20 protein-coding genes are annotated in these 22,327 nt (G+C 59.2%); 6 read left to right on the top strand and 14 right to left on the bottom strand.

Annotation, left to right across the window (positions count from 1 at the left end; translation table 11 throughout):
• Positions 1-319: 319 nt before the first annotated feature.
• Genes purM through R1A29_RS07755 form a run of 3 tightly spaced genes read left to right on the top strand, consistent with a single transcriptional unit; the run spans position 320 to position 2,750 of the window.
• A complete protein-coding gene (gene purM / locus R1A29_RS07765; protein ID WP_114881949.1) occupies positions 320-1,378 on the top strand; it encodes a phosphoribosylformylglycinamidine cyclo-ligase in 1,059 nt (352 codons plus the stop codon).
• Positions 1,378-2,028 (top strand): phosphoribosylglycinamide formyltransferase, encoded by a 651-nt coding sequence (gene purN / locus R1A29_RS07760; RefSeq protein WP_438301085.1) that lies wholly within the window; start codon positions 1,378-1,380, stop codon positions 2,026-2,028. Before purM ends, purN begins: the two co-directional genes overlap by 1 nt.
• 8 nt (positions 2,029-2,036) lie before the next feature.
• Positions 2,037-2,750 (top strand): DUF3108 domain-containing protein, encoded by a 714-nt coding sequence (locus R1A29_RS07755; RefSeq protein ID WP_085710569.1) that lies wholly within the window; start codon positions 2,037-2,039, stop codon positions 2,748-2,750.
• A gap of 53 nt (positions 2,751-2,803) precedes the next feature.
• On the opposite strand, the gene R1A29_RS07750 is transcribed toward R1A29_RS07755, so the two are convergent.
• The gene (locus R1A29_RS07750) at positions 2,804-4,429 is read right to left on the bottom strand and encodes a methyl-accepting chemotaxis protein (protein ID WP_085710562.1); all 1,626 of its coding nucleotides are present in this window, start codon (positions 4,427-4,429) and stop codon (positions 2,804-2,806) included.
• 377 nt (positions 4,430-4,806) lie between these two features.
• Between R1A29_RS07750 and R1A29_RS07745 the strand changes: the two genes are divergently transcribed.
• Both R1A29_RS07745 and R1A29_RS07740 read left to right on the top strand, forming a co-directional pair.
• Complete coding sequence (locus R1A29_RS07745) at positions 4,807-5,223, top strand: OsmC family protein (RefSeq protein ID WP_065260454.1); 417 nt, start codon at positions 4,807-4,809, stop codon at positions 5,221-5,223.
• A gap of 61 nt (positions 5,224-5,284) precedes the next feature.
• A complete protein-coding gene (locus R1A29_RS07740) occupies positions 5,285-6,151 on the top strand; it encodes a pirin family protein (protein WP_438301084.1) in 867 nt (288 codons plus the stop codon).
• A 190-nt stretch (positions 6,152-6,341) separates the two neighbouring features.
• Here R1A29_RS07740 and R1A29_RS07735 read toward each other — a convergent pair whose 3' ends face one another.
• The 4 genes from R1A29_RS07735 to R1A29_RS07720 all read right to left on the bottom strand — a co-directional run bounded on the left by R1A29_RS07735 (position 6,342) and on the right by R1A29_RS07720 (position 10,050).
• The gene (locus R1A29_RS07735) at positions 6,342-7,070 is read right to left on the bottom strand and encodes a dienelactone hydrolase family protein (protein ID WP_192553116.1); all 729 of its coding nucleotides are present in this window, start codon (positions 7,068-7,070) and stop codon (positions 6,342-6,344) included.
• 68 nt (positions 7,071-7,138) lie between these two features.
• Positions 7,139-9,043: a molecular chaperone HtpG gene (gene htpG, locus R1A29_RS07730; protein WP_438301083.1), complete on the bottom strand. Its 1,905-nt coding sequence runs from the start codon at positions 9,041-9,043 to the stop codon at positions 7,139-7,141.
• A gap of 81 nt (positions 9,044-9,124) precedes the next feature.
• Positions 9,125-9,577: a PaaI family thioesterase gene (locus R1A29_RS07725; RefSeq protein WP_438301082.1), complete on the bottom strand. Its 453-nt coding sequence runs from the start codon at positions 9,575-9,577 to the stop codon at positions 9,125-9,127.
• Entirely contained in the window at positions 9,574-10,050 is a 477-nt protein-coding gene (locus R1A29_RS07720; protein WP_438301081.1) for a PaaI family thioesterase, read from the bottom strand. The genes R1A29_RS07725 and R1A29_RS07720 overlap by 4 nt, the downstream gene beginning before the upstream one ends.
• Positions 10,051-10,208: 158 nt before the next feature.
• On the opposite strand from R1A29_RS07720, the gene R1A29_RS07715 reads away from it, so the two are divergent.
• Positions 10,209-10,445: a hypothetical protein gene (locus tag R1A29_RS07715; RefSeq protein WP_011333123.1), complete on the top strand. Its 237-nt coding sequence runs from the start codon at positions 10,209-10,211 to the stop codon at positions 10,443-10,445.
• Positions 10,446-10,522: 77 nt separating this feature from the next.
• Here the strand turns inward: R1A29_RS07715 and R1A29_RS07710 are convergent, their stop codons facing one another.
• The 9 genes from R1A29_RS07710 to R1A29_RS07670 form a co-directional block, all read right to left on the bottom strand.
• Positions 10,523-10,906, bottom strand: a complete 384-nt coding sequence (locus tag R1A29_RS07710; protein ID WP_438301080.1) for an MAPEG family protein — start codon at positions 10,904-10,906, stop codon at positions 10,523-10,525.
• Between the two features lie 16 nt (positions 10,907-10,922).
• On the bottom strand, positions 10,923-11,660 hold the full coding sequence (locus tag R1A29_RS07705) for a DUF599 domain-containing protein (protein ID WP_438301079.1): 738 nt from the start codon (positions 11,658-11,660) through the stop codon (positions 10,923-10,925).
• Positions 11,661-11,810: 150 nt separating this feature from the next.
• Positions 11,811-13,124: a branched-chain amino acid transport system II carrier protein gene (brnQ, locus tag R1A29_RS07700; protein ID WP_438301078.1), complete on the bottom strand. Its 1,314-nt coding sequence runs from the start codon at positions 13,122-13,124 to the stop codon at positions 11,811-11,813.
• 328 nt (positions 13,125-13,452) lie between these two features.
• Positions 13,453-14,337, bottom strand: coding sequence for a succinate--CoA ligase subunit alpha (sucD, locus tag R1A29_RS07695; protein ID WP_011333119.1), 885 nt, complete (start codon positions 14,335-14,337; stop codon positions 13,453-13,455).
• Complete coding sequence (sucC, locus tag R1A29_RS07690; protein ID WP_007959029.1) at positions 14,337-15,503, bottom strand: ADP-forming succinate--CoA ligase subunit beta; 1,167 nt, start codon at positions 15,501-15,503, stop codon at positions 14,337-14,339. Before sucC ends, sucD begins: the two co-directional genes overlap by 1 nt.
• Before the next feature lie 199 nt (positions 15,504-15,702).
• The gene (gene lpdA / locus R1A29_RS07685) at positions 15,703-17,139 is read right to left on the bottom strand and encodes a dihydrolipoyl dehydrogenase (protein WP_011333117.1); all 1,437 of its coding nucleotides are present in this window, start codon (positions 17,137-17,139) and stop codon (positions 15,703-15,705) included.
• A 108-nt stretch (positions 17,140-17,247) separates the two neighbouring features.
• Positions 17,248-18,468 carry a 2-oxoglutarate dehydrogenase complex dihydrolipoyllysine-residue succinyltransferase gene (odhB, locus tag R1A29_RS07680; RefSeq protein ID WP_114881938.1) on the bottom strand — a complete coding sequence of 407 codons (1,221 nt, stop codon included), beginning with the start codon at positions 18,466-18,468 and terminating at the stop codon, positions 17,248-17,250.
• Between the two features lie 42 nt (positions 18,469-18,510).
• Positions 18,511-21,342, bottom strand: a complete 2,832-nt coding sequence (locus R1A29_RS07675) for a 2-oxoglutarate dehydrogenase E1 component (RefSeq protein ID WP_085710549.1) — start codon at positions 21,340-21,342, stop codon at positions 18,511-18,513.
• A gap of 272 nt (positions 21,343-21,614) precedes the next feature.
• Entirely contained in the window at positions 21,615-22,319 is a 705-nt protein-coding gene (locus tag R1A29_RS07670) for a succinate dehydrogenase iron-sulfur subunit (RefSeq protein WP_065260469.1), read from the bottom strand.
• Positions 22,320-22,327: the final 8 nt, after the last annotated feature.

The following is a 22,327-nucleotide window of genomic DNA, read 5'->3' as shown; positions in this document are numbered from 1 at the left end:
AGCCTGTGACCACTGGCCGTTGCAAAACATTCACACGCTGGCGATAAGTTTTTGCACAGCCCTAACGATAGACGGTTCCTTATACAGGCACCCGTGATGTCACCCACAGCTTCATTTGCAAAAAATTTCGGCCGATATGCCCCTGCCCGTCGGCGTGAGGATGGCCGCTGCCCCTCAAGCCTGATAAAATCGCGCGCCTTCGCAGACCGGCAACAGCCGGGCACCTCGAAACTCGCGTGAGGCCATCGCCCCCTCGATTTCGAAGTTCCCGCTGAACTCGGTCGTTACCCCTGAATCCCCTCCCCTAAAGGCCTGGATCATGAGCAAGCAACCCTCCCTGAGCTACAAGGACGCCGGTGTAGACATCGACGCCGGTGAAGCATTGGTCGAACGCATCAAGAGCGTCGCCAAGCGCACTGCGCGCCCGGAAGTCATGGGCGGCCTGGGCGGTTTCGGCGCCCTCTGCGAAATCCCGGCCGGCTACAAGCAGCCAGTACTGGTTTCCGGCACCGACGGCGTCGGCACCAAGCTGCGCCTGGCGCTGAACCTGAACAAGCACGACAGCATCGGCCAGGATCTGGTCGCCATGTGCGTCAACGACCTGGTGGTGTGCGGCGCCGAGCCACTGTTCTTCCTTGACTACTACGCCACCGGCAAGCTGAACGTCGACGTGGCCGCCACTGTCGTCACCGGTATCGGTGCAGGCTGCGAACTGGCTGGCTGCTCGCTGGTCGGCGGCGAAACTGCTGAAATGCCTGGCATGTACGAAGGCGAAGACTACGACCTGGCCGGTTTCTGCGTCGGTGTCGTGGAAAAAGCCGAAATCATCGACGGCTCGAAAGTCGCCACCGGTGACGCCCTGATCGCCCTGCCATCGTCCGGCCCGCACTCCAACGGCTACTCGCTGATCCGCAAGATCATCGAAGTATCCGGCGCCGACATCGAAACCGTTCAGCTCGACGGCAAGCCGCTGACCGATCTGCTGATGGCCCCGACCCGCATCTACGTGAAGCCGCTGCTCAAGCTGATCAAGGACACCGGCGCCGTCAAGGCCATGGCCCACATCACCGGTGGCGGCCTGCTGGACAACATCCCGCGCGTTCTGCCAAAAGGCGCTCAAGCTGTGGTTGACGTGGCCAGCTGGACTCGCCCGGCCGTCTTCGACTGGCTGCAAGAGAAAGGCAACGTCGACGAGACCGAAATGCACCGCGTACTGAACTGCGGCGTGGGCATGGTGATCTGCGTGGCTCAGGAGCACGTAGAAACTGCCCTGAACACCCTGCGTGATGCCGGCGAACAACCTTGGGTCATCGGCCAGATCGGCGTTGCCGCCGAAGGCGCTGCCCAGGTCGAGCTGAAAAACCTCAAGGCTCACTAATGCCTAATACCTGTGATGTCGTGGTGCTGCTGTCCGGCACCGGCAGTAACTTGCAGGCCCTGATCGACAGCACGCGGACCGGCGACAGCCCGGTCCGCATCGCTGCGGTGATTTCCAACCGCGCCGACGCCTACGGCCTGCAACGCGCCAGTGACGCGGGTATCGCCACCCGCTCGCTGGATCACAAGGGTTTCGAAGGTCGCGAGGCCTTCGATACCGCCCTGATCGAACTGATCGACGAATTCAATCCGAAACTCGTGGTACTGGCCGGCTTTATGCGCATTCTCAGCGCTGACTTCGTCCGTCATTACCAGGGTCGCCTGCTCAATATCCATCCGTCGCTGCTGCCCAAATACAAAGGGTTACACACTCATCAGCGCGCGCTGGAAGCCGGCGACGTCGAACACGGCTGCTCCGTGCACTTCGTCACCGAGGAACTCGATGGCGGACCACTGGTCGTACAGGCAGTAATACCGGTAGAGTTGCACGATTCGCCGCAGAGTCTGGCGCAACGGGTTCACGTTCAGGAACACCTGATCTACCCGATGGCCGTACGCTGGTTTGCCGAAGGACGGCTGACCCTCGGCGAGCAAGGTGCTTTACTGGATGGCCAGATACTCGGGGCCAGCGGTCACTTGATTCGAAACTAGGAGATTTTATGCGTCGCGCCCTGCTCTTCGCTTGCGCTCTGCTTGCCCTGCCTTTCGCCCAGGCGGCAGACCTTCAACCGTTCTCCGCCAGCTACACCGCCGACTGGAAACAGCTGCCCATGAGCGGTACCGCCGAACGCAGCCTGACCAAGGAAGCCAACGGCGTCTGGAAGCTCAGCTTCAAGGCTTCGATGATGATCGCCAGCCTGTCCGAGGAAAGCACCCTGACCCTGGACAAGGACACCCTGCTTCCGCAGTCCTACCACTTCGAACGTGGTGGCCTGGGCAAGGCGAAAAAGGCTGATCTGGACTTCGACTGGAACAACAAACTGGTCACCGGCACCGACCGTGGCGACGCGGTCAAAGTCCCGCTGAACCGCGGCATGGTCGACAAGTCCACCTACCAGCTGGCGCTGCAGCATGATGTCGCCTCCGGCAAAAAGACCATGAGCTACCAGGTGGTCGATGGCGGCGATGTCGATACCTATGACTTCCGCGTCCTGGGTACCGAAAAAGTCGAGACCAAGGCCGGCAAGATCGACGCGATCAAGGTCGAGCGCGTGCGTGACCCGACACAAAGCAAGCGCACCACTGTCATGTGGTTCGCCAAGGACTGGGATTACCTGCTGGTCCGCCTGCAACAGGTCGAGACCGACGGCAAGGAGTACAACATCATGCTCCAGGACGGCACGGTCAACGGCAAGACAGTCAAAGGCAGCTGATTCAACGAAAAGCCCCGCAAACGCGGGGCTTTTTTTCGCCTGTCATTCGGCGATCAAACCGAGAACTTCGCCACCATGTTGTTCAAGTCCACCGCCAGCCGCGACAATTCCTGGCTCGCCGCACTGGTCTGATTGGCCCCCGCCGAGGTCTGCATCGCCAGGTCGCGGATATTCATCAGGTTGCGATCCACTTCCCGCGCCACGGCTGCCTGCTCTTCCGAAGCGCTGGCGATCACCAGATTGCGTTCGTTGATCAAGGTGAATGCAGAAGCGATCTCCTCCAGCGCCACGCCCGCCGCTTTCGCCAGCTCCAGCGTCGAGCGCGCACGAACATTACTCTGCTGCATCGAACTGACCGCCGAATCGGTGCCCTGCTGAATGCCGCCGATCATCTGCTCGATTTCCTGGGTCGACTGCTGGGTGCGATGGGCCAGCGCCCGCACCTCGTCGGCCACCACCGCGAAGCCGCGCCCGGCGTCACCGGCGCGGGCCGCTTCGATCGCCGCGTTCAATGCCAGGAGATTGGTCTGCTCGGCAATCGAACGGATCACCTCCAGCACTTTGCTGATGCTGTAGACCTTCTGCGCCAGATCCTCCACCTGCGTGGCGTTGGCGGTAACATCGTCGGCCAGCAGTTCGATGGACGACACGGTCTGCTGCACTTGCTCACGACCATGCTGGGCGATGCGGTCCGATTCCCGAGATGCCTCGGAGGTCGCCACGGCGTTGCTGGCGACCTCTTCAACGGCGGCGGTCATCTGATTGACCGCCGTGGCAGCCTGCTCGATTTCCAGGCTCTGCTGGTGCAATCCGCGTGTCGCATCTTCGGTGACGCAGCTCAACTCTTCCGAGGCCGAAGCCAATTGGCTGGATGACTCCGAGATCTGCCGGATGGTGTCGCGCAGGCTGTGTTGCATGCTCTTGAGCGCATGCAGCAGCCGCGCCGGCTCGTCCTTGCCGATGATGCTGATATCACCGGTCAGATCACCGCCGGCCACCACTTCGGCGACTCCCAGCGATTGCGAGAGCGGTACCACGATGCTGCGGGTCAGCAGCAGCGCCAGGCCAATGGTGATGAGTGCCGTGATGCCGATCATCACCCCGACCCAGACCCGCGAATTGATGAACACCAGCCGCGCTGCCTCGGTGGCGAGATTGGCGTTGTGCTTGTTCAACTCGACCAGCTCTTTGAGGGTCGCGGCGATGTCGTCGGCCAACGGGTTCATCTGAGTGTTGAGAATGCTGGCCGCGTCTTCCACCTTTCCCTGAGCGGATAGAGCCATCACCTGAGCCTGCAACTCCAGATACTTGTGCTCCGCGACTTTGAAGCGATCAAACAACGCTCGCTCTTCTGGCAGCACGATCAATATGTCGTAACGTTGCTGGGCTTCGCTCAGCACACTGCGCAGCTCGTTGAGCTTGGCGACATTCTGGTCGAGGGCCTGCGGATCGCGATTGAGCAACAGACGCATGGTCAGGGCGCGCAGACGCAGCATGTCCTGACTCATTTCGCCCACCGCCATCACGCTGGGCAGCCAGTTTTTATCGACCTCGTCGGACTGGGCTCGCATGTTTGACATCTGCAGCAGGGCGAACGCCCCGAGGGCAAACACCATCAGCGCCAACAGGCCGAAGCCCAGCCCGGCACGGGGGGCAATATTGAGACTGCGGATACTCATTGCTCTGGTTCCTTCCAAAAGCGCTGCATCAACCCTGCAGCTGGCTGCTTTAGAAGGTATCGGCCCGGCGAAAATTTGCGTAAGACCAAAAGGTGATATCAAAAGGCCTTGATACTTCAAACCTTCGGCATTAACGATTCAGCGACGGTTTTGCCGGACTTGAGCGCTGTTCGCCGCAAGATCAACGGCAAGTTACCTGAAAATCTTTAAGCGGGTCGGCAGACGAAACACCGGCACAAGTATTCCTCGACTCACCGGCATAACCTGACGACCTGCCGCACGCCGGCAAGAAAGTGGAACGCGCCCCTGCGGGAATGCTCTATACCTGCAAGGTCTTATTTGATCGAATGACTTTTCCTACTGCTTGCGAGGTTCACATGACCGTTACCGTCAATACCGTGTCCGCCGAAGGTTTCCGTCACACCGTACAGATCGATGAGCACGAACTGTTTACCGATGTCCCGACCACTGCTGGCGGCGAAGGCTCCGCGCCTGAACCCCATGATTATTTCGACGCCGCCCTCGGCGCCTGCAAGGCTCTGACCCTGAAGCTGTATGCAAAGAAAAAAGACATCCCGCTCACGGGCGTCGGCGTAGAGGTGAAGCGCGACAACAGCCAGGAACAGAAAGGCAAATACGCCCTGCACGTGACCCTGACACTCAAAGGCGTGCTTACCGATGCCCAGCGTGAAGAACTGCTGCGCGTCGCCGATCGCTGCCCGATTCACAAACTGATGACCACCAGTGAAGTCACCATCGAAACCCACGCCCCCCAAGGCTTCGACAGCCAGTAATCAACACGATGACGCCGGCGGGTTATGCTCCACGCATCACCCGCCCAGCCTGGAACGCACCATGGACACCCAACCCCTGATCATCCGCCCGCGCGCCGAAGACGTCGAAGGCCAGCCGATCCTGCGTCCGCTGCCGTCAGCCAAATGCCGCAGCGTCGGGCCTTTCGTGTTTTTCGATCACATGCTTGAAACGCTTTATCCCGCCGGCAAAGGGATGAACATCCGACAGCATCCGCACATCGGTCTGTCGACCCTGACCTATCTGTTTGAAGGACAGATCCAGCACAAGGACAGCCTCGGCTCGGATCAGGTGGTCAAGGCCGGCGATGTCAGCTGGATGACCGCCGGCAGCGCGATTGCCCATGTCGAGCGCACACCCGAACCGCTTTGGGAACAAAGCTTCAAGATGCACGGGCTGCAGATCTGGCTCGCCTCGCCCAAGGATCACGAACAGGGTCCGGGGCATTACAGCCATCACCCGGCCTCGACGCTGCCGGTCAGCGAGAACCTCGGCGTGCAGATCCGCATGATTGCCGGGTCAGGCTTTTGCCTGGAATCGCCGGTGCCGGTGCTTTCTCCGACGTTGTACGCGGAAGTGAAAATGCAAACGGCGACCACACTGCTGATCCCGACCGAACATGAAGAGCGGGCGCTGTACGTGTTGAGCGGTGATGTGCAATTGAATGGGGAAACCGTGGAGCCCCACGATCTGGTGGTGCTGCCGGCCGAGGAAGAGATGAGCCTGTTCGCCGAGAGCGACAGTCATGCCGTGCTGTTTGGTGGCGCGCCACTGGATGGGCCACGGCGGATCAACTGGAACTTTGTCGCGAGCGATCCGGCGGCGATCGATGAAGCTCGGCGCAAGTGGGCGGCCGGGGATTGGCCGACGGTGCCGGGGGAGATCGAGCGGATTGAATTGCCGCGTTAAACCGCCAGCCCTCACCCCAGCCCTCTCCCAAGGGGAGAGGGAGCCGACCGAGTTGTCTTGCGTCATACATCGACCTGAAAGACCGAGTCGATTATGGATTCGGTGATTCAATTTCAGGTCGATGCAACTCTCGAGAAACTCACGATCAGTCCCCTCTCCCTCTGGGAGAGGGTGAGGGGCTTTTCGCTTTTCAGCCGTTGAACACTTCTTCCAGCAAGTCATGCATCGACTTGAAAGCGCGCTTGGCGGTCTTCGCGTCGTACATCATCTTGCCCGGCACATTGGCGTGCGGATCGGTGAACGAGTGCACCGCGCCGCCGTAGCTCAGCAATTGCCAGTCCACGCCAGCCGCATTCATCTCGTCTTCGAATGCCGGCAATTGCTCTTTCGGCACCAGCGGGTCGGAAGCACCGTGCAGCACCAGCACCGAGCCCTTGATGTTCTTCGCGTCCGCCGGGTTCGGCGAATCCAGCGTGCCGTGGAACGACACAGCAGCCTTGACCGCTGCACCGGTACGGGCCAGATCCAGCGCACAGCAACCGCCGAAGCAGAAACCGAACACCGCCAGTTTCGAGGTATCGACGGCGGCTTCGCCCTGCTTCTGCAATTGTTCGAACGCAGCCTGCATACGCTTGCGCAGCAGTGCACGGTCATTCTTCAGCGGCATCATCGCCGCACCCGCTTGGTCGCCATTCTGCGGACGCACGGCCTGGCCGTACACGTCGGCAATCAGCACCACATAACCCTTGGCTGCCACGGATTTGGCGATCTCTTCCGCGCCAGCGCTGACGCCCATCCAGTTCGGTGCCATCAACAGGCCCGGACGCGCGCCTTTGTGCTCGGCGTCGAACGCCAATCGACCTTCATAAGGCTGGCCATCGATCTGATAGACCACGGAACGTACAGTGACTTGGCTCATTTCTGACTCCTGATGGGTTGAATACCAGAATGAAAAAACCCGCCGAAGCGGGTTTTTCTACAGCTTGATCAAGCGGACAGCTCGACCAGCAGCTTGTTCAGACGGCTCACGTAAGCGGCCGGATCTTTCAAGCTGTCGCCGGCCGCCAGGGCGGCCTGGTCGAAGAGGATGTGCGACAGGTCGCCAAAACGCTCTTCGCTGGTCTCGTTGTCGAGTTTCGCGATCAACGGGTGAGTCGGGTTGAATTCGAAGATCGGCTTCGAATCCGGCACCTTCTGCCCGCTGGCCTCGAGGATCTGACGCATTTGCAGACCCAGGTCCTGCTCGCCGATGGCCAGGATGGCCGGCGAATCGGTCAGGCGATGGGAAACGCGGACTTCGGCAACGGACTCGCCCAGCGCGGTTTTCAGACGCTCGACCAGACCTTCCTTCGACTTGGCGACTTCTTCTGCAGCCTTCTTGTCCTCTTCCGAGTCCAGGTTGCCCAGGTCCAGGTCACCACGCGCGACGTCGACAAAGCTCTTGCCGTCGAATTCGCTCAAGTAGCTCATCAGCCACTCGTCGATGCGGTCGGTCAGCAGCAGCACTTCGATGCCTTTCTTGCGGAAGACTTCCAGGTGCGGGCTGTTCTTGACCTGCGCGTAGGTTTCGCCGGTGAGGTAGTAGATCTTGTCCTGACCTTCCTTGGCGCGGGCCAGGTAGTCGGCCAGACCGACGATCTGCTCGCCGTCGCCTTCGGTGGTCGATGCGAAACGCAGCAGACCGGCAATTTTTTCCTTGTTGGCGAAATCTTCTGCCGGGCCTTCTTTCATGACCTGACCGAAGTTTTTCCAGAAGCCCTTGTATTGCTCAGGCTCGTTCTTCGCCAGTTTTTCCAGCATGTCCAGCACGCGCTTGGTCAGCGCCGACTTCATCGAGTCGATGATCGGGTCTTTCTGCAGGATTTCCCGCGACACGTTCAGCGACAGGTCGTTGGAGTCGACCACGCCCTTGATGAAGCGCAGGTACAGCGGCAGGAACGATTCGGCCTGATCCATCACGAACACGCGCTGTACGTACAGCTTCAGGCCTTTCGGCGCTTCACGCTGGTACAGATCGAACGGGGCGCGGGCCGGCACGTACAGCAGCGAGCTGTACTCGAGCTTGCCTTCGACTTTGTTGTGGCTCCATGACAGCGGATTTTCGAAGTCGTGGGCGATGTGTTTGTAGAACTCCTGGTATTCCTCATCCTTCACTTCGGTGCGAGGACGGGTCCACAGGGCGCTGGCGCGGTTGACGGTTTCCCACTCAACTTCCGGCTTCTCTTCGCCTTCGGCAGCGGTCACTTCTTTCGGCAGCTCGATCGGCAGCGCGATGTGGTCGGAGTACTTCTTGATGATGTTGCGCAGACGCCAGCCGTCGGCGAACTCGTCTTCACCGGATTTCAGGTGCAGGACGATACGGGTGCCGCGCTCTGGTTTGTCGATGGTGGCGACTTCGAACTCGCCTTCGCCTTTCGACGACCAGTGCACACCCTCGCTGGCAGCGGAGCCGGCGCGACGGCTGTACACGTCAACCTGGTCGGCAACAATGAAAGCGGAATAGAAACCCACGCCGAACTGACCGATCAGGTGCGAATCCTTCTTCTGGTCGCCCGACAGGTTCTTCATGAAGTCGGCGGTGCCGGATTTGGCGATGGTCCCCAGGTGGGTGATCACATCGTCGCGGTTCATGCCGATGCCGTTGTCTTCGAGGGTGACGGTCTTGGCGTCCTTGTCGAAGCTCACACGGATTTTCAGTTCAGCGCCACCTTCGAGCAACTCAGGCTTGGCCAGGGCTTCGAAGCGCAATTTGTCGACGGCGTCGGAGGCGTTCGAGATCAATTCGCGAAGGAAGATTTCCTTGTTGGAATACAGCGAATGGATCATGAGGTGCAGCAGTTGCTTCACCTCGGTCTGGAAGCCCAGGGTTTCCTTTTGAGTTTCCACACTCATGGTCATCAAACTCCAATCAGATGGCATTGGCCGCGACCTTGCTGGTCGGCGGCGGGTTGTTCTGTGAGTTGGGGGCGTGCTTCAGGATTTCAAGGGCTCATCGATTTTGAAGTGGGCGCGGGCAGTGGCAATCGGTTCACTTTCGGTGCTTTGCCAGGCCGTGACCGCGACGTTGGCCACCCGCCGTCCCTGACGGCAGACCTGACACCGGGCCCAAGTATCGCGGAACTGCCCGGCCCGCAGGTAATCGAGGGAAAAGTCGATGATCTTCGGCACGCCGGGCGCACCGGTGAAAATCAGCAGATGCAGGGCAGCAGACAGCTCCATGAACCCGGCAATCACCCCGCCGTGGATCGCCGGCAATAAAGGGTTACCGATGTTGTCCTTGTTTGCCGGCAGCTTGAACAGCAAGTCATCACCGACCCGAGCGCATTCGACGCCGATGAGTCCGGCGTAGGGGATCAGTTTCAGCAGCGGCGCGTAGTCACCCTTCTCGTGCGCCTCTTGCAGCTGCTGCTTGAAATCATCACTCATGGATTTTCTCCCTTGATCGCGCCACCAAAGCCTTTGGTGCCTTTAAGGCCCTTGCCCATGCGCATGAAGGTGCCGACGACATGGGCAATCGGTTGCTCGGGATCATCCTGATAGGCGAAGCCGCGAGCGAAGATCACATCGGTGGTGACTCGATAACACTGGGCGAAGCCATACACGTCTTTATTCGGCTCGGCAGCGTGCATGTAGTCGATGCGCAGATCGAGGGTCGGGCAGACTTCAAATTCCGGCAGCACGCACAAGGTGGCCATGCCGCAGGCTGTGTCCATCAGCGAGGTGATCGCCCCGCCGTGGACCACGCCGGTCAGCGGGTTGCCAACGATTTGTGCGCTGTACGGCAAGACCACCGTCAGGCCTTCGCTGCTGGCGCTGTGCACTTTCAAACCCAGTACCTGGCAGTGGCGCAGGGCCGAGAGAAAGCGGGTCGCACGCTCAAAAACAGGGTTTTCGGCCATTTGATCATTACTCTTGTTAGTCACTGTTCCCGGTAGTGGAAAGAACAGCAAAAGTTCCATTGCAAAACAAACTTATATATCTGTGAGAAATGAGGAACTTAACCCTTGGGGCTGCGCTCTTAAGGCCAGTAGTTATTTTCCATAAGGAGAAACACCCCATGCGTAAGACTTTAGCTATTGCCTTGATGTTGACCGCTTCCCTCGGTCTCGCTGCCTGCGATAAAAAATCCGAGGACAAAGCTCAAGATGCCAACCAACATGCTGAACAAGCTCAGCAGAAAATGAATGAAGCTCAGGATAAAGTGAACGACGCGGCGAAAGAAAACGCCGAAGCCGCCAAAGATCAGGCCGAATCGAACGCTGCAGCCCAAGAAGAAGCTGCCAAGAAGCAATAAGCCGCTTCTCGATGCCCAAAAAGAAAACCCGCCAAGTGCGGGTTTTCTTTTGCCTGTCATTTTTTTGTAATGCCTTGTTAGAGCAATGCGGTTTTAAAAGTCGGACTAATCATCAGCAACAATGAACACACTAAGCCGATCAGCCACACCAGACTGCGCAGCTTCGGGATATCGGCCAGGTAGAACCAAAGATAGAGAATCCGTGCGATCACAAAGATGATCGCCAACGTATCGATCAACCATCCCGCCGTTTGCGTGGTATGCGCCATCAGCACGCCAACGGCGAACAAGATGAACGCTTCGATGCTGTTCTGATGTGCCGCCAGTGCCCGGGCGCCGTAGCCGGTGAGTTGCGCCTGTTGCTGACGCGGCAGGTGATTGTTGTAACCCCCTGCTCTTTCATGGCCTTGCCCACGGGCATGCGCGCCACGTAAATCAACAACGCACTGATAAACACACACCAGAACGGAATACTCATCAAGCAGCCTCTTTGATCGTTTCAGGCAATGGCGCCTCTGTAGGGGTATAGACCATTACATCGAGCACGTCGGAATGAAACTCGCGGCGATACAACACCAGTACCACACCCGCACTCATCAGCATGAACAGCCACGGGCTGACGAACCACGCCAGCATGCTCATGCCGAAGTAATAGGAACGCAGACCGAAGTTGAACTGGTTGGCCGCCATCGAAATCACCCGCGCCGCCCGGGAAGCGAACGCCTTGCGCTCCTGCTCGGACACCTGACGCTCACCGATCATCGGCGCCGAGCCCACCAGAACGGCCGCGAAGTTGTACTGGCGCATGCACCAGCTGAACGTGAAGAAGGCATAGACAAACACCAGCGCCAGGCACAGCAACTTGATCTCCGACATGCCCTGGGAGGCCTGCTGCACTATCGGGATGTCCGCCAGCAACGACACTGCACGTTCAGAGGCACCGAGCACAGTCAGGATGCCGGCCAGGATGATCAGCGTGCTGGAAGCGAAGAACGAGGCGTTGCGCTCCAGGTTACCGATCACGCTGGCATCGGCAATGCGGTTGTCACGCAGCAGCATGCGGCGCATCCAGTCTTCGCGGTACAGGTGCAACACGCTGGCCAGGCACGCCGTGTCACGGCCCTTCCAGGTGGCATAACGGGTGTAACCGCCCCAGCAGATGACGAACCAGAGCGCGGCAAGCAAGTGGATCAGGTTGGCTTGGATGAACGACATGCAAATTCCTGTGTGGAAGATTTCGGCTCCCCTTCGACGTTAGCCGAAAGGAAAAGACACTGCCTGACGCCCATAAAAAATGCCCCGTATCGATTGATACGGGGCATTTCTGTTTAATCGCTCAAGCCCGCTTGTGACGGGCCGGCAATCTTAAGCCAGGGCTTCGGCGCGCTTGCCCAGCAGGCGGTCACAAACCACTGCGACCACCAGGGTCATCACGCATGGCACCAGCCACGCCAGGCCCTGCTCGCTCAGCGGCAGGTGGGACAGTTGCGATGGCATCCAGTCGGCCAGACCGGCGCCTTTCAAGGCATCGATCATGCCGAACACGAACGACACCAGCATCACCGGCCCCATGATGCGGCTCTGCTCATGCCAGAACGCAGCGCAGAAGCTCAGGGCTACCAGCACGATGCACGGTGGGTAGATCGCGGTCAGCACCGGGATCGAGAACGCGATCAGCTTGGTCAGGCCCAGGTTGGACACCAGCAGCGAAAATGCCGCGAGGATGATGACCAGAGTCTTGTAGGACAGCGGCACGATGCGGCTGAAGTATTCGGCGCAGGCACAGGTCAGGCCGACCGCCGTCACCAGACACGCCAGGGAGATCAGCACCGCGAGGAAACCGCTGCCCAGCGAACCGAAGGTATGTTGCACGTAAGCGTGCAGCACCGCCGCGCCGTTGGTTGCCCCTGCGGCCACTTCATGGCTGCCGGAACCGAGACGGAACAGGCTGACATACACCAGCGCCAGACCGACGCCGGCGATCAGCCCGGCGATGATCGCGTAACGGGTGATCAGCGCAGGCGACTCGACGCCACGGGAGCGGATCGCGTTGACGATGACGATGCCGAACACCAGGGCGCCCAGGGTATCCATGGTCAGGTAACCATTGATAAAACCTTGGGAGAACGGCGCAGCGACGTATTCCGGAGTGGCCACGCCGATGTCACCGGCCGGCAGCGCGAACGCGGCAATGCCGAGTACCGCCAGGGCGATGATCTTCAGCGGCGCGAGGAAACGTCCTACGGTGTCCAGCAGACGGCCCGGATAGAGCGAGATGAAGAACACCAGCAGGAAATACACCGAGCTGTAGAGGAACAACGCCAGCGGGCTTTCGCCGGTCAGCGGCGCCAGACCTACCTCGAACGATACGGTCGCGGTACGCGGCGTGGCGAACAACGGGCCGACCGCCAGATAGCACGCGGCTGCCAGTACGCCACCGGCGATCTTGCCGATTGGTGTGCTCAGCGCATCCATCGCCCCGCCGACCTTGGCCAGCGCGACAACGGTGATCACTGGCAGACCGACCGCCGTGATCAGGAAGCCCAGCGCCGCCATCCAGACGTTTGGCCCGGACTGCAAACCGACGATAGGCGGGAAGATGATGTTGCCGGCCCCGACGAACAGGGCGAATGTCATAAAGCCAAGTGCCAGGATGTCCTGACCTTTCAAAACTTTCATTAAGGAAATACCACACTACTGAATCGGAATTTAGAGGGGGATTTCCCTGTGGGGTTAGGGAAATGCTGTCAATCCGTATAAGACTGACCCGTTTAGCGCGTTGCATGCCTTGTGGGCGGCAGACGCAAAAATGGCTGCTAGCCTAACGAATTTGTCTGACAAACGCACTGTTTGAGGGCGAACTATCCGATACGCGACGTGTCTGTGTCGCGTTTTTGCATGTAATTGGGCAGGTGCCTATAAATCGCCATCGTCAAACCGAACATCAGAAACGACAAAGGCCACCCGAAGGTGGCCTTTGTTGCTGGAGCTAAAAGTCAGCCGAAGCTTACTTCTTCACTTCCCAGCCAGTCAGCTCGGCCAGGGCCTTGCCGATGTCTGCCAGCGAACGCACGGTTTTCACGCCTGCGTCTTGCAGAGCAGCGAATTTCTCGTCTGCAGTGCCTTTGCCGCCGGAGATGATTGCGCCAGCATGGCCCATGCGCTTGCCCGGAGGAGCAGTCACACCAGCGATGTAGGAAACAACCGGCTTGGTCACGTTGGCCTTGATGTAGGCAGCCGCTTCTTCTTCAGCCGAACCGCCGATCTCGCCGATCATTACGATCGCTTCGGTCTTCGGGTCTTCCTGGAACAGCTTCAGGATGTCGATGAAGTTCGAACCCGGGATCGGGTCACCGCCGATGCCGACGCAAGTCGACTGACCGAAACCGGCGTCAGTGGTCTGCTTCACAGCTTCGTAGGTCAGGGTGCCGGAACGGGAAACGATACCGACCTTGCCTGGCAAGTGGATGTGACCTGGCATGATGCCGATCTTGCACTCGCCCGGAGTGATCACGCCTGGGCAGTTAGGGCCGATCAGGGTGACACCCAGCTCGTCGCACTTAACTTTCGCGTCCAGCATGTCCAGGGTAGGAATGCCTTCGGTGATGCAGACGATCAGCTTGATGCCGCCGAATGCTGCTTCCAGAATCGAGTCCTTGCAGAAAGGAGCCGGAACGTAGATCACGCTGGCGGTGGCGCCAGTGGCTTCTACGGCTTCTTTCACGGTGTTGAACACAGGCAGGTTCAGGTGAGTGGTACCACCCTTGCCTGGAGTCACGCCGCCAACCATTTTGGTGCCGTAGGCAATGGCTTGCTCGGAGTGGAAAGTACCCTGCGCGCCGGTGAAGCCCTGGCAGATTACTTTGGTGTCTTTATTGATCAGGACGCTCATTACTTGCCCTCCGCAGCTTTAACGACTTGTTGAGCAGCGTCGGTCAGGCTGGTAGCAGCGATGATGTTCAAACCGCTTTCTGCCAGTACTTTAGCGCCCAGTTCAGCGTTGTTGCCTTCAAGACGAACAACAACCGGGATTTTCACGCCGACTTCTTTCACTGCACCGATGATGCCTTCGGCAATCATGTCGCAACGAACGATGCCGCCGAAGATGTTAACCAGTACTGCAGCGACATTGCTGTCGGACAGAATGATCTTGAAAGCTTCGGTAACGCGTTCTTTGGTAGCACCACCACCTACGTCGAGGAAGTTGGCTGGCTTGCCGCCGTGCAGGTTGACGATGTCCATGGTACCCATGGCCAGGCCGGCACCGTTCACCATGCAGCCGATGTTGCCTTCCAGCGCTACGTAGTTCAGTTCGAACTTGGCAGCGTGCGCTTCGCGCGGATCGTCCTGGGACGGATCGTGGAAAGTCTTCAGCTTAGGCTGACGGTACATTGCGTTGGCGTCGATGTTGATCTTGGCGTCCAGGCAGTGCAGATCGCCGTCAGCCTTGATCACCAGCGGGTTCACTTCCAGCAGAGCCAGGTCGTGATCCTTGAACAGCTTGGCCAGACCTACGAAGATCTTGGCGAACTGAGCAACCTGCTTGCCTTCCAGACCCAGCTGGAATGCCAGCTCGCGACCCTGGAACGGCTGAGCGCCAACCAGTGGATCGATAGTGGCTTTCAGAATTTTTTCTGGAGTGTCGTGAGCGATTTTCTCGATGTCCACGCCACCTTCGGTGGAAGCCATGAACACGATGCGACGGCTCGAACGGTCAACGACAGCGCCCAGGTACAGCTCTTTAGCGATATCAGTGCACGATTCAACCAGGATCTTGGTGACTGGCTGGCCATTGGCATCAGTCTGGTAAGTCACCAGACGCTTGCCCAGCCACTGCTGTGCGAAGGCTTTGGCGTCTTCTTTGCTGCGAACCAGCTTGACGCCGCCCGCTTTACCGCGACCACCGGCGTGAACCTGGGCTTTGACAACCCACTCGTTGCCGCCGATTTTGTCGCAAGCTTCTGCTGCTGCTTCCGGGGTGTCTACTGCGAAACCAGTGGAAACTGGCAGGCCGTATTCAGCGAACAGCTGCTTACCCTGATACTCGTGAAGATTCATGCTTTTTACCGTCTTCGTTAGGTACTGCGCATTCGGCGCTGCGCTCTTGATGAGTGCCGCGCCACCTGTGACTGCTGCTTGCGTAGCCTTTCCGGATACCCGGTGCAGCTACGCAAGGCTGCGTCCAGCGGACATTCCGCGGTGAGTCTTGCACGCAAGGCTCACGACGGGCCGTACCGCCGTGGTTTCTTATTGTGTCTTAACGCTTCTTGCGGTTGGCAATGTGGATGGCGCCGCCATTCACTGCCAGAGCTGCTTCGTGCAAGGCTTCGGACAGGGTCGGATGGGAGAAAACCATCATGCCCAGGTCTTCAGCGCTGGTGCCGAACTCCATACCGATCGCGCCCTGCTGAACCAGTTCTGCAGCGCTCGGGCCAATCACGTGCACGCCCAATACGCGGTCAGTCTTGGCATCGGCGATGACCTTGACGAAACCACCGGTATCGTTGGCGGCCATGGCACGGCCGGATGCTGCGAACGGGAAGGTGCCGACGTTAACTTCAACGCCTTCAGCTTTCAAGGCCTGCTCGGTTTTACCAACCCATGCGATTTCCGGGTGAGTATAAATAACCGAAGGGATCAGGTCATAGTTCATCTGGGCCTTGTGACCCTTGATGCGCTCGACAACCATGATGCCCTCTTCCGAGGCTTTGTGAGCCAGCATCATGCCGCGAACCACGTCACCGATGGCGTAGACGCCCGGTACGGTGGTGGCGCAGTGATCGTCAACGTGCACGAAACCGCGCTCGTCCAGGGTCACGCCGCTGTCGGCAGCCAGCAGATCAGTGGTCACCGGACGGCGACCAACGGCTACGATCAGCTTGTCGAAAGTGATGGTCTGTTCGCCGTTGGCGTCGGTGTAGTTCACAACGACTTCGTCGCCGTTCACTTTCGAGCCGGTTACGCGAGCGCCCAGCTTGATGTCCAGACCCTGTTTGGTCAGGGTTTTCAGCGCTTCCTTGGAAACAGCGGTGTCCGCTGCCATCAGGAAGGTGTCCAGGGCTTCCAGGACAGTCACTTCTGCACCCAGACGCGACCATACCGAACCCAGTTCCAGACCGATCACGCCAGCGCCGATCACGCCCAGACGCTTAGGTACGGATTGGAATTCCAGAGCGCCAGTCGAATCGACGATGACTTTCTGGTCGACCGGAGCCGGTGGAATGTCGATCGGACGCGAACCTGGCGCCAGGATGACGTTTTCGGCTTCGATGACTTCAACCGAGCCGTCCGGCTTGGTGACTTCGACTTTCTTGCCGGCCAGCAGTTTGCCGTGGCCCTGGATCGAAGTAACGCCGTTGGCCTTGAACAGGGTGGCAACGCCGCCGGTCAGGTTCTTGACGATGCCGGCCTTGCGACCAACCATCGCAGCGACGTCCATTTTGACTTCGCCAGTCGAGATACCGTGAACGTTGAAGCTTTCTTTGGCTTCCTTGTATTTCCAGGAGCTGTCCAGCAGCGCCTTGGACGGAATGCAGCCTACGTTCAGGCAGGTGCCGCCCAGGGCTTGCTTGCCTTCAGCATCGGTGTACTTCTCGATGCAGGCAGTGCTCAGACCGAGTTGCGCGGCCTTGATGGCAGCTACGTAGCCGCCAGGGCCGGCACCGATCACTACTACGTCAAATTTCTGCGACATTCAAAAAATCCTCTTTAGCAATAAAGCTACAAGCCGCAAGCTACAAGCTCCCAGCCACGCCGCTCGGTCTGAGCTTGTGGCTTGAAACTTGAAGCTTGCAGCTGTTTTTTAGATATCCAGCAACAGACGAGCCGGATCTTCCAGCAGGTTCTTGATGGTCACCAGGAAAGTCACAGCTTCTTTGCCATCGATCAGACGGTGATCGTAGGACAGTGCCAGGTACATCATCGGACGGATAACGACCTGACCGTTGATGGCCATCGGACGCTGGATGATGTTGTGCATGCCCAGAATCGCTGCCTGCGGCGGGTTGACGATCGGGGTCGACATCATCGAACCGAAGGTACCACCGTTGGTGATGGTGAAGGTACCGCCGGTCATCTCGTCCATCGACAGTTTGCCGTCACGGGCCTTCTTGCCGAAGGTGGCGATGCCGCCTTCGATTTCAGCCAGGCTCATGTGTTCGGCGTTACGCAGAACCGGAACTACCAGGCCACGGTCGCTGGAAACAGCAACGCCGATGTCGGCATAACCGTGGTAAACGATGTCGTTGCCGTCGATCGAAGCGTTGACCGCCGGGAAGCGTTTCAGCGCTTCGGTGGCAGCCTTCACGAAGAACGACATGAAGCCCAGGCGTACGCCGTTGTGGGACTTCTCGAACAGATCCTTGTACTTCGAACGCAGGGCCATGACTTCGGTCATGTCGACTTCGTTGAAAGTAGTCAGCATCGCCATGTTCGACTGGGCTTCAACCAGACGCTTGGCAACGGTGGCACGAACGCGGGTCATCGGAACGCGCTTCTCGATGCGGTCGCCAGCGGCGAACACAGGAGCGGCAGCGGCCGGAGCAGCAGCTTTCGGTGCAGCAGCCGGAGCGGATTTCTTCGCTTCAACAGCGGCAACCACGTCTTCCTTGGTCACACGGCCGTCTTTGCCGGTGCCTTTTACGGAAGCCAGGTTGATGCCGTTTTCTTCGGCCAGCTTGCGAGCGGCCGGAGCAGCGATCGCGTCTTCGTCAGCGCCGGCAGCAGCCGGGGCAGCGGCAGCAGCGGCCGGAGCAGCAGCGGCAGCCGGAGCAGCGGCAGCAGCGCCGCCTTCAACGATGGAGCCCAGGACTTCGTCGGACAGGACGGTGTCGCCCTCGCCCTTGACGATTGCGCCCAGCACGCCGTCGGCGGTGGCCAGCACTTCCAGAACGACCTTGTCGGTTTCGATGTCGACGATCAGTTCGTCACGCTTGACGGCGTCGCCCGGTTGTTTGTGCCAGGTGGCAACGGTGCCATCGGCAACCGATTCCGGGAAAGTGGGGGCTTTGATCTCGATAGCCATTGTCTGTGGTTCCTTAAATTCGGTTTCAGGTGCGCGAAGGCGTTAAACGGTAAACGCGTCTTGCAGCAGTTTTTCCTGCTGCTCGGCGTGCATCGATGCGTAACCACATGCAGGTGCAGCAGAAGCCTCACGGCCCGCGTACTCGAGTACGAGAGATTTGTTGAGGTTGCTGATGCTGCGACGCAGGTGGTGCTGGCTGCAGTACCAGGCGCCCTGGTTCATCGGCTCTTCCTGGCACCAGACAGCCGCTTTGGCGTTGGTGTAAGGAGCCAGGACTTCTTTCAAGTCGTCCTCAGGGAATGGGTACAGCTGCTCGATACGCACGATGGCGATATCTTCGCGGCCTTCGGCACGGCGTTTTTCCAGCAGGTCGTAGTAGACCTTGCCGCTGCACAGAACCACGCGCTCGACCTTTTTCGGGTCCAGTGCATCGATTTCCGGGATAACGGTCTGGAACGAACCTTCGGCCAGATCTTCCAGCGTCGAGATTGCCAGTTTGTGACGCAGCAGCGACTTCGGAGTCAGGACTACCAGCGGCTTGCGCAGCGGGCGGATCACCTGACGACGCAGCAGGTGGTAGATCTGCGCCGGAGTCGTCGGCATGCACACCTGAATGTTGTGCTCGGCGCACAGCTGCAGGTAACGCTCAAGACGTGCCGAGCTGTGCTCAGGGCCCTGGCCTTCGTAGCCGTGCGGCAGCAGCATGGTCAGACCGCAGAGACGGCCCCACTTGTGCTCGCCGCTGGTGATGAACTGGTCGATCACGACCTGTGCACCGTTGGCGAAGTCGCCGAACTGGGCTTCCCAGATCACCAGCGCGTTTGGCGTGGTGGTCGAGTAACCGTATTCGAACGCCAGTACCGCTTCTTCCGACAGGAACGAGTCGTACAGGTCGAAGCGTGGTTGACCTTCGTACAAGTGTTTCAGCGGAATGTAGGTGCCGGCATCTTTCTGGTTGTGCAGAACAGCGTGACGGTGCGAGAACGTACCGCGGCCGATGTCCTGACCGGTCATGCGGATCGGGTGACCTTCGAACGCCAGGGTCGCGTACGCCATGGTTTCGGCGTAACCCCAGTTGATCGGCAGGCCGCCGGCTTGCATCTTCTGACGGTCTTCGTAGATCTTCGCGACCTGGCGCTGAACCACGAAGCCTTCCGGAATTTCCAGCAGCTTGGCGGACAGTTCCTGCAGGGTCTTCAGATCGAAGCGCGTGTCGTGACGCGCAGTCCAGGCGTGGCCCAGATACGGACGCCAGTCCACGAACAGCTCTTTGTTCGGCTCTTTGACCAGCGACTTCACTACGTGCAGACCGTTGTCCAGCGCGTTGCGGTATTCGTCGACTTTCGCCTGAACACGCTCTGCGTCCAGCACACCGCCCTGGGTCAGACGATCAGCGTACAGCTCACGGGTGGTGCGCTGCTTGGTGATCTGCTGATACATCAGAGGCTGGGTGCCGCTTGGCTCGTCGGCCTCGTTGTGGCCGCGACGGCGGTAGCAGACCAGGTCGATCACCACGTCACGCTTGAACTGCATGCGGTAGTCGATGGCCAGTTGGGTCACGAACAGTACGGCTTCCGGATCATCGCCATTCACATGGAGGATCGGCGCCTGGATCATCTTCGCAACGTCGGTGGCGTACTCGGTGGAACGCGAGTCCAGCGGGTTGCTGATGGTGAAACCGACCTGGTTGTTGATCACGATGTGCACGGTACCGCCGGTCTTGAAACCGCGGGTCTGCGACATCTGGAAGGTTTCCATCACCACGCCCTGACCTGCGAATGCAGCGTCACCGTGGATGGAGATCGGCAGTACTTTTTCGCCGGTCGCGTCGTTGCGACGGTCCTGACGGGCACGTACCGAACCTTCGACCACCGGGGAAACGATTTCCAGGTGGGACGGGTTGAACGCCATGGCCAGGTGAACTTCACCGCCGGCGGTCATCACGTTGGACGAGAAGCCCTGGTGGTATTTAACGTCACCGGAACCCAGCTCGACCTTCTTCTTGCCTTCGAACTCGTCGAACAGCTCGCGCGGGTTCTTGCCGAAGGTGTTGACCAGCACGTTCAGACGGCCACGGTGGGCCATGCCGATGACGACTTCCTTGGTGCCGTACGAGCCGGAACGCTGGATCAGTTCGTCGAGCATCGGAATCAGGCTTTCGCCGCCTTCCAGACCGAAACGCTTGGTGCCCGGGTATTTGGTGCCCAGGTATTTTTCCAGACCTTCACCGGCCGTCACGCGCTCGAGCAGGTGGCTCTTGATGTCGGCGGAGTATTCCGGACGGCCACGTACGCTTTCCAGACGCTGCTGGAACCACTGGCGCTGCTCGGAATCGGTGATGTGCGTAAATTCAGCGCCGATGGTGCGGCAATATGTCTGCTGCAACGCTTCGTGAATTTCGCGTAGGCTCGCTTCCTCTTTGCCGATGAACAGGTCGCCGGCACGGAAGGTCGTATCAAGATCGGCATTGGTCAAGCCGTAATGATTGATCGACAGGTCTGCAGGTGCAGGACGCTGCCACAGCCCCAGCGGGTCAAGCTGGGCTGCCTGGTGGCCACGCATACGGTAGGCCTGGATCAATCGCAGCACTTCAACTTGCTTCTTCTCGTGCTCACTGCTCACGCTGCCGGCGGAAACCGGTTGGGCGCGGCGCTGGTTCTTCGCCAGCAGCACGAAATGATCGCGAATTGTGGAGTGCGAAACATCGGTGGCAGAGCCGCCGTCGGCGGGCAGCTTCTGAAAGTAGGTGCGCCACTCTTCTGGCACAGCGTTAGGGTCGTGCAGGTAGAGCTCATAAAGCTCTTCCACATAGGCAGCGTTTCCACCTGAAAGGTAGGCGCTGTTCCACATGCGCTGCATCACGCTTTCTTGCATGCTTGGTCACCCTCGGTTAGGGGAACACCATCGGTGTCGACACCGAGCAAACTTGCAGAAGTCCGAATGCAGCGACCAAAACAAGCCACTTAGGATCACACTGATAGTCCGGGTACCAGCCCGGATGCCCCTGCTTGTCTCATTTCTTCAAAATAAGAGCCGCAGCTTATGGCTGTTGCTCTGGTTATAGCCAGGGCGCGGGTTGAAGCCCGCGCCTTGACCTGTACGGTGCAGCGATGCCGCTTTTTACAGCGGCGGTTACAGCTTCTGAATCACACGCCGCTCGAAAGCAGCATGTTACGGATGTGACCGATGGCCTTAGTCGGGTTCAGGCCTTTCGGACATACGTTGACGCAGTTCATGATGCCCCGGCAGCGGAAGACGCTGAACGGGTCATCGAGGGACGCCAGACGCTCGGACGTCTTGGTGTCACGGCTGTCTGCCAGGAAGCGGTACGCTTGCAGCAGTGCAGCTGGACCCAGGAACTTGTCCGGGTTCCACCAGAAGGACGGGCAAGAGGTCGAGCAGCAGGCGCACAGGATGCACTCGTACAGACCGTCGAGCTTTTCACGCTCTTCAGGGGACTGCAGACGCTCGATGGCCGGAGCCGGCGTGTCGTTCTGCAGGAATGGCTTAACCTTCTCGTATTGCTTGTAGAAGATGCTCATATCGACGACCAGGTCACGGATAACCGGCAAACCTGGCAGAGGACGGATGACCAACTTGTTACCTTTGACGACAGCGGACAGCGGCGTGATGCACGCCAGGCCGTTCTTGCCGTTGATGTTCATGCCGTCGGAGCCGCAAACACCTTCACGGCAGGAGCGACGATAGGAGAAACCTTCGTCCTGCTCTTTGATCAGGGCCAGCACGTCCAGCACCATCAGGTCCTTACCACCGGTATCGACCTGGAATTCCTGCATGAACGGCGCAGCGTCCTGATCAGGGTTGTAACGATAAACACTGACTTTCAACATGGCGGTCA

The organism is Pseudomonas sp. NMS19W (genome assembly GCF_051554255.1).
Taxonomy (GTDB): Bacteria; Pseudomonadota; Gammaproteobacteria; order Pseudomonadales; family Pseudomonadaceae; genus Aquipseudomonas; species Aquipseudomonas kribbensis.
Note: the sequence above shows the minus strand (reverse complement) of the source record. Positions and strands in the feature narration are given on the sequence as shown.